General features: G+C 67.5%; 12 protein-coding genes and 1 pseudogene. 4 read left to right on the top strand and 9 right to left on the bottom strand.

Going from position 1 to position 11,978, the window contains the following annotated elements; all coding sequences use genetic code 11:
• Positions 1–207 precede the first annotated feature (207 nt).
• The gene (locus ACFC1K_RS01135; protein ID WP_375870086.1) at positions 208–489 is read left to right on the top strand and encodes a hypothetical protein; all 282 of its coding nucleotides are present in this window, start codon (positions 208–210) and stop codon (positions 487–489) included.
• Here the strand turns inward: ACFC1K_RS01135 and ACFC1K_RS01140 are convergent.
• The 3 genes and pseudogenes from ACFC1K_RS01140 to ACFC1K_RS01150 form a co-directional block, all read right to left on the bottom strand.
• Positions 394–606, bottom strand: a pseudogene (locus ACFC1K_RS01140) (nuclear transport factor 2 family protein); the annotation flags it as partial. The gene ACFC1K_RS01135 and the pseudogene ACFC1K_RS01140 overlap by 96 nt on opposite strands.
• 48 nt (positions 607–654) lie before the next feature.
• Positions 655–1,131 (bottom strand): DUF6326 family protein, encoded by a 477-nt coding sequence (locus ACFC1K_RS01145; protein WP_375870087.1) that lies wholly within the window; start codon positions 1,129–1,131, stop codon positions 655–657.
• An 87-nt stretch (positions 1,132–1,218) separates the two neighbouring features.
• Positions 1,219–2,259, bottom strand: coding sequence for an NAD(P)-dependent alcohol dehydrogenase (locus tag ACFC1K_RS01150; RefSeq protein ID WP_375870088.1), 1,041 nt, complete (start codon positions 2,257–2,259; stop codon positions 1,219–1,221).
• Positions 2,260–2,373: 114 nt separating this feature from the next.
• Between ACFC1K_RS01150 and ACFC1K_RS01155 the strand changes: the two genes are divergently transcribed.
• Positions 2,374–3,048 carry a TetR/AcrR family transcriptional regulator gene (locus ACFC1K_RS01155; protein WP_375870089.1) on the top strand — a complete coding sequence of 225 codons (675 nt, stop codon included), beginning with the start codon at positions 2,374–2,376 and terminating at the stop codon, positions 3,046–3,048.
• A gap of 366 nt (positions 3,049–3,414) precedes the next feature.
• Here ACFC1K_RS01155 and ACFC1K_RS01160 read toward each other — a convergent pair whose 3' ends face one another.
• A complete protein-coding gene (locus ACFC1K_RS01160; RefSeq protein WP_375870090.1) occupies positions 3,415–4,044 on the bottom strand; it encodes a TetR/AcrR family transcriptional regulator in 630 nt (209 codons plus the stop codon).
• Positions 4,045–4,147: 103 nt separating this feature from the next.
• Between ACFC1K_RS01160 and ACFC1K_RS01165 the strand changes: the two genes are divergently transcribed.
• Entirely contained in the window at positions 4,148–6,202 is a 2,055-nt protein-coding gene (locus ACFC1K_RS01165) for a GMC oxidoreductase (protein ID WP_375870091.1), read from the top strand.
• Between the two features lie 284 nt (positions 6,203–6,486).
• On the opposite strand, the gene ACFC1K_RS01170 is transcribed toward ACFC1K_RS01165, so the two are convergent.
• The 3 genes from ACFC1K_RS01170 to ACFC1K_RS01180 form a co-directional block, all read right to left on the bottom strand.
• Positions 6,487–7,218 carry a hemerythrin domain-containing protein gene (locus ACFC1K_RS01170; protein ID WP_375870092.1) on the bottom strand — a complete coding sequence of 244 codons (732 nt, stop codon included), beginning with the start codon at positions 7,216–7,218 and terminating at the stop codon, positions 6,487–6,489.
• A 376-nt stretch (positions 7,219–7,594) separates the two neighbouring features.
• Positions 7,595–8,350: a DUF1345 domain-containing protein gene (locus ACFC1K_RS01175; RefSeq protein ID WP_375870093.1), complete on the bottom strand. Its 756-nt coding sequence runs from the start codon at positions 8,348–8,350 to the stop codon at positions 7,595–7,597.
• 133 nt (positions 8,351–8,483) lie between these two features.
• Positions 8,484–8,891, bottom strand: coding sequence for a nuclear transport factor 2 family protein (locus ACFC1K_RS01180; protein ID WP_375870094.1), 408 nt, complete (start codon positions 8,889–8,891; stop codon positions 8,484–8,486).
• Between the two features lie 416 nt (positions 8,892–9,307).
• Here ACFC1K_RS01180 and ACFC1K_RS01185 point away from each other — a divergent pair, with 416 nt between their 5' ends.
• Positions 9,308–9,880, top strand: coding sequence for a hypothetical protein (locus ACFC1K_RS01185; RefSeq protein ID WP_375870095.1), 573 nt, complete (start codon positions 9,308–9,310; stop codon positions 9,878–9,880).
• A gap of 67 nt (positions 9,881–9,947) precedes the next feature.
• Here the strand turns inward: ACFC1K_RS01185 and ACFC1K_RS01190 are convergent, their stop codons facing one another.
• Both ACFC1K_RS01190 and ACFC1K_RS01195 read right to left on the bottom strand, forming a co-directional pair.
• On the bottom strand, positions 9,948–10,622 hold the full coding sequence (locus ACFC1K_RS01190) for a response regulator (RefSeq protein ID WP_375870096.1): 675 nt from the start codon (positions 10,620–10,622) through the stop codon (positions 9,948–9,950).
• Positions 10,619–11,827: a sensor histidine kinase gene (locus tag ACFC1K_RS01195; RefSeq protein WP_375870097.1), complete on the bottom strand. Its 1,209-nt coding sequence runs from the start codon at positions 11,825–11,827 to the stop codon at positions 10,619–10,621. Before ACFC1K_RS01195 ends, ACFC1K_RS01190 begins: the two co-directional genes overlap by 4 nt.
• Between the last annotated feature and the right edge of the window lie 151 nt (positions 11,828–11,978).

The following is an 11,978-nucleotide window of genomic DNA, read 5'->3' on the forward strand; positions in this document are numbered from 1 at the left end:
ATCGGAGCGAGGCGCCCGACACCTCCGGGTAGTCGATGGGATGTACGGCGGGGAGCCCCACCTCCATTGATCGATCCGTATTCGTGCAGTGCACGGAGGCGGCCCCGGCGCGTTCGCTGGGTCGTGGTGTGCCATGTTCGAGCTGGCGTCGACACCGGGCGGAGCGTCACCGTTCGGCCGTTCGCCGGCGGTCAAGGCGTCGACCCCGTGGGCTTCCGTGACCGGGGTGCGGTCAGAAAACTCTCGGCGGCGCCCGGAACGAGCAGCACGACCCCCCGTTCCGCACACATGCGCGCAGGCTACGCCGATGCCGGCCCGCCGGGCTACGTCCAAGTCGCGTGCAATGAGAATGACGACTCCGCGCATATCGAAGACGGAGCCGTCGGCGTGCCGACCGCGCCATACCCATTCACCCCATTCGGTCTCACCGTCGACCACGGCAGCGATGAGCTCGGCGGCGAAGTCGGGGACGCCCTGGAATACGGCTGACCAGTTGGCTAGCACCTGCTCGCGGCCTCTGAACGCGCGGGCGGGGTGTGCCGGCTGGTTGCTCTCGTAGTCCTGCGTGACGAGCGATGCCACCCGTTCCGGGTCATGGGAGTTCATCGCGTCCCGCAACCGTTCCAGCAGGGAGGCCACGGACCCGCCGGTCGGTCACTGTCGAAGGGCGGCCGTCGCGCGACCGGCGGGGACTGCGGAGATTCGAGACCACGCCCAGGCGGAACGCAGGATGAAGGCCAGGAGCAGCACCTCGAGTCCGATGGAGATGCCGTAGAAGGCGATCCACTCCCAGGTCGTCCCTGCCGCATTGAAGATCGAGTAGGGGATGAGGAGTGATGCGACGACGAGGTTCGTGACGCGGTTCGCCCGATCGGGCAGCGTCATGGAGAGCATCACCATCAGGGCGGGGATCGACACCGACACGAGGAAGACAGTCAACAACGTCGGGCTGATGTCGAACCTCCAGACGAGGCCGTTCAGGATGCCATCTACGACGCCGGGCTTGTAGAAGTTGAGGACGTCTACGTAGACGTAAAGGAACATGAAGCTGGTCCACGCGGCAGCGAGCTTGGCCTGCACGGGGATCCGCCGGTTGTCGAGCGTGTTCGGGGTTTCGGTTCGGGTGGTCATCGGTTCTTCTTCCTTGAGGAGCGGTCCCTCCACCGGAGTGGCGGCAGCGCTGGGTGCGGGTTGGGTCGTTCTCGGCGGGGACGGTCGTCAGATGGTGACCACGACCTTCCCTCGGGTGTGCCCGGCTGCGATGTAGCGGAGGGCGTGGGCCGCTTCGTCGAGGGGGTAGGTGCGATCGATAACCGGCCTGACCTGCCCGGTTGCGAGCAGGTCAGCCAGGGCGAGCAGATCCTGGCGCTTCCCGATCGACGTGAAGGGTCTCAGTTGCTGACGAGTGAACGCCGACAGCACGCGCGCTTTGACGATCCGACCGAGGGGGCCGAACCAGCGTCCGCCGCGTCCGCTGTTGGGGATGAGAACGCCCGTGGGCGTGAGCGCTCCGCGGAGGGCCGCCAGGGGGTGGGCCTCCACATTGTCGAGGACGACGTCATAGCGCTTGCCGGTGCCGGTGAAGTCGGTCGCCGTGTAGTCGACGACGTTGTCAGCACCAAGCGACCGGACCAGCTCGACGTTGCGAGTGCTGCACACGCCCGTCACCTCGGCGCCGAACGCCTTGGCGATCTGCACGGCGAACGTTCCCACGCCGCCCGACGCGCCCGTGACCAGCACCGACTGGCCCGGTCTAACGTTCGCGATGTCGCGCAGGGCCTGCAACGCCGTCATACCCGAGGTGGGCACCGCGGCCGCGTCCACGACCGACAGATCGGCAGGCACGGTGACGAGGTTCTCCGACGCGACGCAGGCGTACTCCGCGAGCGCTCCAGTGGTGCTCCAACCGAACACCTCGTCGCCGGGGCCGAGCGCCGTGACATCCTTCCCGACCGCTGCCACCACGCCGGCGAGGTCCCTGCCGGGGATGGCGTGGCGCGGCCGGCGGAGCCCGAACACCGGGCGCACGACGTACGGCTCACCGGTCATGACGAAGTAATCGCCGGGATGCACCGAGGCCGCGCCCACCTGGACGAGCACCTCACCTCGACCAGGTATCGGCAGCCCGATTTCGGTCAACTCGAGCACTGAGGGCGGGCCGTAGTGACGCTGGATGGCGGCCCGCATCGTCGCCGCCCCGGTCGGCCTCGCCGCCGGCACCAGGCCGGTTGCAGCATCCGATCGCTGTTCGATTCTCACAGAAGCCTCCTCACACGAGCTGCGACTTCGCTCGTTCGTACACTGTACGTCGTACGCTGTACTATCGCCGTACGCTGTACGATTGTCAAGCCCTACGAGCGAGCAAGGAGACCCGTGTCCGCGAAAGAACAACGCCAGGTCCCCTCAGACGCAGGGCTGAGCAAGCAGCGGGTCGTGCTCGAGGCGATCCGGCTCGCCGACCGCGAGGGGGTCGGCGGGCTGAGCATGCGCCGGCTGGCCGGCACGCTCGGCGCCGGCGCCATGTCGCTCTACCACTATGTGGCGAGCAGGGATGAGCTGCTCGACGCCATGATCGACATCGTGTTCGACGAGATCGAGCTCCCACCCGAAGGGACCGACTGGCAGTCGGCGATGCGACGGCGGGCGGTATCCGCTCAACAGGTTCTCGCCCGTCACCCCTGGGCGAACGGCCTGATGGAGTCGCGGACCTCGCCGGGGCCCGCGAACCTCCGCCACCACGAAGCGGTCACCGCCTGCCTGCGTAGGGCCGGCTTCTCGCCCTTGATGGCGACGCACGCCAACTGGCTGATCGACAGCTATGTGTACGGTTTCGCCCTGCAGGCGGCCAGCCTGCCGTTCGACACCGCCGATGAGCTCGCGGAGATGGCCGAGGACGTCTATCTGCCCCAACTTCCTCCTGACGAGTTCCCGTATCTCAACGAGTCCGCCGCGGCGCTGGTCGATGCCGGCTTCGACCCGGCGGAGGAGTTCATCTTCGGCCTCGACCTCGTCCTAGCTGCCCTCGAGCCACTGAGAACCGCCGGATAGCGACACCTGCGGACCACCACGCGGACCTCGGCACCGCGTGCGATCCAAGAGCGCGCCACTAGTCCGCATTCAACAACCGCTCGCTATCGAACTCACCGCGACGCGCTGAGCGATCTCGTCGATGCATCGTGATCGAGAGTGGGAACGGGATCGCTATCCGGGCGATGCGCGCAAGCGATACGTCGGGCACAGGGCTCAGCTCGCTCGATGGCCATCCCCCGCGGGCATCCGGACGCTCGGGAGCGCTCGCCGCGCATGTTGCGAATCTCGGGAGGCAAGCGAGGCGGCGCGCTCGCCGGGATCCACGATGCGGACGCTTGTACAACCTTCGCTTGGGCACGTCGTGATCGACGCTGCGACCGGTTGCTAGGTCGGCTGGGCGGTCCTGGTGCTTCGCCAGGATGCGAGGACGCGGTCGAGGTGTTGACCGAACTGTGCCGGGAGGTCGATGGCAGGGTTGAGCAGCCATTGCAGTTCGATGCCGTCCATGTACGCGATGAGCGCGCGACATTGCTGGTCGATCTCCGTCGCGCTCATCGGGCGAACGTCGCCGGCGTTGACGGCGAGGGTGAGCTGTGCGCTGAAGTCGGAGACGGTGCGGTCGTACCGGTTGCGGATGAACGCGGCGGCGGGGTGGTTCGGATCGGTGGCTTCGGTACTGAGTGTGAGGAACAGTTCGAGGTAGCCGGGGTGATCGACGTGGTAGTTCACCAGCCTCCGGAGACCGTTGAAGAAGTCCACTCCGGCCGCGTGTGGGTCTGCGAGCTTGTCGGTCTGCTCGCGCCAGTACTCGAGCACGCCGGTGAGGAGGTCTTCCTTGCTGTCGAAATGGCGGGTCAGCGCGGCGGGAGTTACTCCGACGGCGGTCGCGATCTGCCGCAGCGAGCCGCTGCGGTAGCCGTATGTCGCGAACACCTCGGCGGCGGTGGTGATGATCTGCCTGCGACGAGCGATGCCGCTCCGATACGGTCCTCGTCGTGTTCGGACCTCGGTCATGGAACCCACCCTTCCACTCTTGATGGAATGTTAGCGCGCGCGTACTATTCGTGAACAGTGAACGACGAGATACTTTTCGTCCATCCCGAGGGAAGGTGCGCGATTGGCCGACGATGACCAGAGCACACACCGCGTCCAGGCGACGCTGCGAGCGCTCATCGACACGATCGTCCCTCCGGACCAATGGCCAGGAGGGTGGGACGGCGGCGTCGAGCGCCTGCTGCGCGAACATGGTTCGGACTTCCTGGCCTGGAGCGCGTCGCCGCTCGAGACCGCCGTGCAGGCAGCGGACGATGCCGCGCTGCGCGTCCATCAGCGACCGTTCGCAATGCTCGCCCTCGAGGAGCGCTCCGCGGTGTTCTCGGCCCTATTCGACGCGGAACCGGGACACGGAGCGCTAGAGGCGCTGATCACCCTCACCTACCAGGGTTACTACGCCGGTACGAGACAGCCGGCAGGGTGGGCGATGGTCGGGTACACCGACATCCCGAACGGGACCGGTCCGGTCGACGCGGTCGACCCTGCGGGGATCGACGCAGGGTCGCTCGCCGAGTCCTACGACGTGATCGTCATCGGTGCCGGGGCAGGCGGCGGCGCGGTGGCCGCCGAACTCGCTGAGCGGGGAAAGCACGTCCTGCTGATCGACCGGGCGCGACCCGTGCGCAACAGCGAGCTGCGCGGCAACCACCTGCAGGGGAAGCGGACAGGACGCTACGACGTTCGCGTGGGCCCGCACGCGGGCAACCCCCGCGTCCTCGAGCACCCCGACGGGACCACGGAGGTGCTTCCGGCCGAGGGCGATGCCCTGGCTTACGGGCTGAACGCCATGGTGCTGGGCGGCGGCACGCGGGTGTGGCAGGGCATGTCGTGGCGATTCTGGGAGCAGGACTTCCGGATGGCATCCACCTACGGTGTCCCGCCAGGCAGCACGCTCGCGGACTGGCCGTTCGAGTGCGCCGAGCTCGAGCCGTACTACGAGCGCGCGGAGTGGGAGCTCGGCGTCGCGGGGGATGCGGACAGCGCCGTGGGACGGATGACGCCGCGCCGCCGCGGCTACCCGATGCCCGCGATGCCCACCGACCGCACGCGAGACGCGCTGACAACCGCGGCGCACCGGCTCGGGCTGACGACGTCGCCGATCCCGTTCGCGATCAACACGATCCCGCGCGACGGCCGGGCGGCGTGCGTTCGCTGCGCGCAGTGCATCGGCCACGCGTGCCCGGTCGACGCCAAGAACGGTGCGCAGAACACCTTCATCCCCCGTGCGCTCGCGACCGGGCGTACCGATCTGCTCCTCGGCGCGCAGGTCACCGCCATCGCACACGACGGGAGCGGGACGGCGACCGGCATCGTCGGTGTGATCGAGGATGCCGCGGGAGAACGTCCATTCCGGGCGCGGGCCGACCGGGTCGTGGTCGCGGCAGGAGCCATCGAGACGGCCCGGCTGCTGCTGGTCTCGGGGCTGGGCAACGACTGGGTGGGGCGCAACCACATGACCCACGGAGTCGCGCTAGCGATCGCCGGGGACAGCCCCGACATCAAGGAGACCATCGGTCCCGGGCACTCCGTCGCCACCATCGACTTCGTACACGACGACCCGGACGGATGGGGAGGAGGCGTGATCTTCGACGCCGCGCTGCAGTTCCCCTACGACAAGGCCCAAGCTGGTCGCGAACTCGCTCCCGCGCCATTCGGTGCGGAGCACAAGCGATGGATGCGCGAGGCGCCAAACCTGGTCGGCACGATGTCGATGGTGCAGGAGATCCCGCACGAACAGACCCGAGTGCTGCTGGACCCGGTACTGACGGACCGGCGCGGCATGCCCGCCGCCCGCCTGCGCGGCACCGCCCACGACGCGACCCGGGCCAACGTGGCCGCGATGGCGAGGCACTGCGCCGACTGGCTGCGCGCCGCAGGAGGAGGACGGATCACCACCCGGGAGATGCCGATCGCGCCCCAGGGGCAGGAGCACTCCGCCGGGACGGCACGACTGTCCGCCGACCCCGCGACCGGTGCCTGCGATCCTCAGGGCCGGCTATGGGGGACTCGCAACGTCTACGTCGCCGATGCGTCCCTTCACGTCACCAACGGCGGCTTCAACCCCGCGCTCACAGTCATCGCCAACGCCCTCCGTGTCGGGCACCTCATCCCCGACTGACCACGGACACGGCCACCAGGTGGGGATCCCCAACCGGGCGGTGCTCGCAAGCGGCACCGTGACGTGCTTAACCGTGCTCGCCGGGATCCCCTGGCCGGTCGATCGCATGCCGTCGGCCGAGGAGGAATCGGGGGATCATGCCAAGACAGACGAGACCCGAGACGCCGGCGACTTCGGCCGCAGCGAGCGGCGTCAACACAACACGCGAGCCGGGAAGAAGGCCACGCCAGGGAGCGGCTCGCAGGGGAGTCAGCAAGGGAGGGTGGCCGGAAGTGCGCTCGAGCCTACGGGGAAGGCTCGCTCGGCCTTGCGGAAAAGTGACCGGGTCGCGCTGTGCCCGCCGACAGAAGCTCGAGGTTGCGCTCGTAGCTGCGCTTGCCGTACAGCCGATAAAGGAGCTTGATAGCCCTCGGCACCTCCGTCAGGAACTCATCGAGCTGGTCGGGGGTCATCGAGTCCTGTATGAGCCCGAAGAACAGGAAGATCTGAGACCGGGCGTAGCCCTTCTGCGCCTCCTCCCCGACGTGCTCCCATTCCTCCTCGCTGAACGTCTGCTCGATCACCGGAAGGATGAAGCGCTCCTCCTTCGCGAGATGCTCCTCCAAGAGCGCGCCGATCGCCTCGAGATGCGCCGCGACAGCCTCCCCGGCGCCCTGATCGCGCTGCTGCTCCCAGGTATCGAACAGCGGCCGGCAGGACCCCAGCAGCCCCGCGACCTCAGCGTGATGATGCTTCATGAGCTCGACATGGACGGTGCAGGCCGGACGCCTCTCTTCAAGGCTGTCCCAGAGCAGGCTGTCTTCGAGGACATGGTGATGGTGGAGTGCGTCGTTGACGAGCCTGACGGACTGGACGACCTGTGCCACGCGCCGGCGGTCGGACGAAGTGCCCCGAACGCCCGCTGGCATCAGCGCGTAGAGCCGCCGGAAGGCGTCGTGGATGTAGAGGAGGTCAGACGGGTCGCAGCCTGCGTCTTCCGACGGGACGTCGCCCGAGGATGGGAGTGCGGTGGCCATTGCGTCGCCCCTCAGAGAGTCGCCGGGATCTCGCGCCCCGGGACCAGAGTCGAGTCCTGCTTGGGATAGAGGCGCCTGCCGATCGAGAAGCTAACGGAATCGGGCGGCACTGACAAGACCGCGTCGGGGCGCTGCACCGGATCCGCTTACGGGCGGGGAACGAAAGTCCTGCCGCCGCCGGGCGTTCGGCCACATCCTCGAGAAGGTCGGCGGCGCTCGGATGGACGAGCTGCCCCCGGAGAGGGTTTGCGACCCGATGGATCTCACCGAGACGGCCGCGTTCACGACGAGCACCGTCCCTCAACCGGGACGGCAGTTCATCTCGGAACGCAGGGGCGCGCTCGGCACCCCAACCGCGCCCCACCGCTGCCCCGTCTCAGTTGGTCAGAAAGAGCACGCTGATCAGCATCGCGATGATGAACGTGCTGAAGGCGAAGGCGATGTAGGTCTGTCCCGTCACGATGCGCCGAGCGCGCGTGGTCAGGATGCTCACGTCCGATGACGAGAACGTCGTGGCGAGCTGCGCGGCGAGGTAGTAGTAGTCGGCAAAGACCGGGCCGTCTCCGCGGTTGCCGGGCAGCTCGATGGATTCCTCCTGGGAGTTCAGACGGGCGTAGTGCATCGCGTAGGCCGTGACGGTGACGAGCCACGCGGTGATCACGACGACGAAGCTCAGCGCGTTCGCGAGGACGCTGTCGAGGAGCCCGGGAAGGATGAGCACGAGGGCGACGGCGAGCAATGCCAGCACCGCCCACAGAGCCGTGTATGTCGGGATCGCGGCACTGCGGCGGGAGTTGTTCGTGGCTGACAGCCAGGCGCGCAGCGTCGGTGCATCAGATCGGCCGAATATTGCGTGTGTGAGAGTGAGAAAAGCGAGGGAGTACCCGATCCAGAACACGAAGACGGTGAGTGTCACCGTGTCGACCGTCAATCGCACCGGCACGACGAAGCTGTAGCCCAGCAGCGCGATGATGGCGACGACAGCGGCGATCGCGAGCGCGACCAGGTTGCGGAAACCCTCGTAGGCCAATCGCGGCGCAGGGCCGACTTCCGGCGGCATGCCGTGATGGTACTGCTCGAACGCATCCGTCATCAGCACTCCGAATATTTGCGCGATATCGTACGCGCCCACGCAACCTTGGATCCCTGTCCGTGCGGTGGCCGAATCAGGTACCCCTTCGGGCGGTCGATTGTGATCCGTTCGTGCGCAAGAGATGCGCGCGGGCTGGAACGTGAGGTCCAACGCTTCGCACCGCGCGAGCGGATCAGGGGTGGGGCGGACGGAAGACACGCTCGACCACGGCATCGATGCCGACCTCATCGGGGTCGATCGATTCGACGTACAGTCGCGCCGACGCAATCAGTCCGTCACGGATGATCGCGACGATCACACCGCACGCTGCATACGGCTGGCCATCAGTATGGTGGCCGCTCCAAGCCAGTTCCCCCCACTCCATGTCGTCGAGCCGACAGAAGGAGAGCAGCTCGGCGTGGAAATCGGGGATGCCAGCGAACACGCCGGTCCAGTTCGAGAACACTTGTGCGCGTCCGACGAACTCCCGCCCCGGATGGGCAGGCTGCTCACTTCGATAGTCGAGGGCGAAGAAGGACGCGAAGCGCTCAGCGTCGTGGTCGTTCTGCGCTTGTGTGAGTCGTTGGAGGACGGTGTCCATGGCGCACCCTCGCATCACGGTGTTCAAAGTGTTCCGGCGACAGAGGCCTGTGGCCGCGGCAAGCATTCCACCCCGCAGACGCGCGCACAATCCCCGTCACCGACCGTTGCCGAGCGTGCTGGAGGATCCCCAATCGGGCACCGCGCGATAGCCGTGCGCCTGCAAGTCGTCGCGAGCGTCCGTCTTCGATTCCCCCGCTATGGTTGCGTCAAGAGTCAGCAAACGTATGCCCGCACGCTGACTCGTTGGCCGGGGACCAAAGCGCTCGGGGGTGCTGGATGGATAGGCAGTCTGTGGTTTTCGACCGTAGAGCGGCGTTTCGCCTCGTCGCGGCGGGATCAGTGGTGGCGCTAGCTACACCAGCACTCACTTCCTGCGGAGCGGCAGCCGTCCCCGCGACGGGCTGGCTTAGTGCAATGACGGCCGCGTTCGCCGCCGGCGTCCTCACCGACGCGGCAGGTGTTGCACTGCCGGAAGCCTGGGCTAGTTGGCAAGCCGGCCGGGACGCGACCATCCAGGCACAAGCCGATGAGGGGTACACGTTCACTTCGAACTCGTGCTACGGCGATGCCGTGCCCCCCGCCATCATCTTCTCCACTGGCACGTCAGAAGCCGATGACCCGGGCACGGATCGCATGATTGTTGGCGTGAATAGCGGCGCGGAATCCGTAGTGTTCGAACCTTGGGCTTGGCAAGCGCTCTACAAGTTCATTTCGGAGTACACCGCAAACAAGTCGGGAGATGAGCTCGCCGGATTTCGAGCGTTGTGCAAGATCAGCCTTATCCCCTCCGGGACGATCACCACTGCTTCCACAGCGACCGGACTATCGGAGATCTTGACCTACAAGACACGTAATGGCGAGGTCGAAATGAACCGGCGAACGAACCAGGATGGCTCGCTCACTGTCCAGGTGGTGGCCACGGGGATTCCGGACCTGCGGAGCCGCCCAACGACCAGGGAGTACAAGCTCGATATTCCGGTCGCCTAACTCGCGAATCCCGACAATCGCTGCCATGTGAACTGACGGATAGGATCCCTGAACGTGCCCCGTTGTGTCATGGCGATCCCGGGGCGAGGAGTCCGGTTTCGTAGGCAAGGATCACGAGCTGGGCGCGGTCGTGCGCGTGTACCTTCGTCATGACACGGTTCACGTGGGTCTTCGCGGTGTGCGGCGAGATGTGCAGGTCGTCCGCGATCTCCTGATTCGACCGGCCGCGCGCGACGAGGAGCAGGACCTCGCGTTCGCGCTCGGTGAGGGCCTCTAGCTCCGGGGGGATGCTGCGCAGAGGCGCCGCCGTCCGCTGCGGGGTGACGTACTTCGTGATGAGGCTCCGGGTCGCCGCCGGCGAGAGGAGCGCCTCGCCGGCGTTCACGGCGTGCACGGCGTGGACGATCTCGTCGGGCTCGGAGCCCTTGCCGATGAATCCGCTCGCACCGGCGCGCAGGGCGGTGACGATGTACTCGTCCTCTTCGAAGGTCGTGAGGATCAGCACGCGGGTCGAAGCGAGGTCGGGGTCGGCGCAGATCGCCGCCGTCGCAGCAATGCCGTCCAGTCGCGGCATCCGGATGTCCATCACGATGACGTCGGGGCGCAGCCGCGCGGCGGCGGCGACGGCATCCTGCCCGTCGACCGCTTCGCCCACGACCTCGATCCCGTCCGCATGCGACAGGATGTCGGACACCGCCTGGCGGATGAGGGACTGGTCGTCGACGACGAGCACGGTGGTCATGGGCGCCGGTCCGTGCCGAGCGGGAGTGTCGCCGCGACCCGCCACCCGCCCGGTGTCGGTCCCGTCTCGACTGTGCCTCGTGCCGCTGTGACGCGTTCGCGCAGGCCGATCAGTCCGAGAGTGGAGCCCGTGCTGTCGACGGATCTCCCAATGGTGTGAGGAGTATCGACGGGGAGAGTCGGATTGGTGACCACGATGTCGAGTGTGTCAGCCCCAGCCCGGACGAGGACGTGGGCGCGAGACTCGGCGCCGTGCTTGTGGGCGTTCGTGAGTCCCTCCTGGATGACGCGGTAGGCAACGATCTGAGCGGGCGTTTCGGCCTGCGCGAGGTCGCCCTCGATTCGGATCGTCACGGCGAGCCCGGCGTCCTCGAACTGGCCGACGAGGTCGCCGAGACGTTCGAGGCCGGGCTGCGGTGAGATGTCGCGGGGACCGTCATCGTCCGTGCGGAGGACCTCGAGGAGCGCTCCGATCTCGCTGAGCACCGTGCGCGCGGCGCTGCGGATCGTGCGGACGGCGTCCTGAGCGTCGTCGGGACGGGACGGGATCGCCGAGGACGCGACGCCCGCATTGAGGCTGATCACGGCGATCTGGTGCGCGACGGCGTCGTGCAGATCACGGGCGATCCGCAGGCGCTCCTCCGACACGCGTCGCTTCGCCTCGGACTCCCGGGACTCTTCCGCGCGTTCGGCGCGCTCGGTGATGGCGGCGATGTACTCCCGGCCGGATCGCGCCCCGTCGCCCGCCGCGGCGGCGAACGCGACCGTGATCACGACGGCGAACGCGCGCAGATCGAGGAGGCTGCTGAGCGAGGCGAGGACGTTGATCACGATGATCACGATGATCGTGACAAGAGTCGTGATCAGGGCGGCCCGCCGCCGCAGTCGGTTCGTGGCACCGAACATCGCGATCGCCATGGCCAGCACCAAACCGGGCCAGAGAGTTCCGGTGAACCCAGCGGCCGCGTACTGCGCGACGCATGCGGCGAGAACGGCGATCGGCCACCGGCGTCGCAGCGGAAGGATCAGCGCCGGAGCCAGCACGAGGGCGAACGTGAACACGCTGTCCGGGCGGAAGTCCACCTGCGGGAACGGGAGGTAGGCCGAGGCGACGATGAACACGGCCGCGATGACATCGCCGATCCAGGTCGGCACGCGCGGATGCGGCCCGCTGCGCCCGCTCTGCCGTCCCGCCTCGCGTGTCATCAGTCAAGTGTGGCGGGCATGGCGGCGCGCGGCATCCCTCCCCCGCGGCATGCCGAGTACCGCAGCCGCGGTATGCGAAGTGTCTCCCTCGGGGGGACGCGAGCGAGGGTGCGAGCGGCGAGGCTGAAAGTCCACTTCACTCAGGAGCCTC

This window comes from Microbacterium sp. NPDC056057 (assembly GCF_042266945.1).
Lineage (GTDB): Bacteria > Actinomycetota > Actinomycetes > Actinomycetales > Microbacteriaceae > Microbacterium > Microbacterium trichothecenolyticum_C.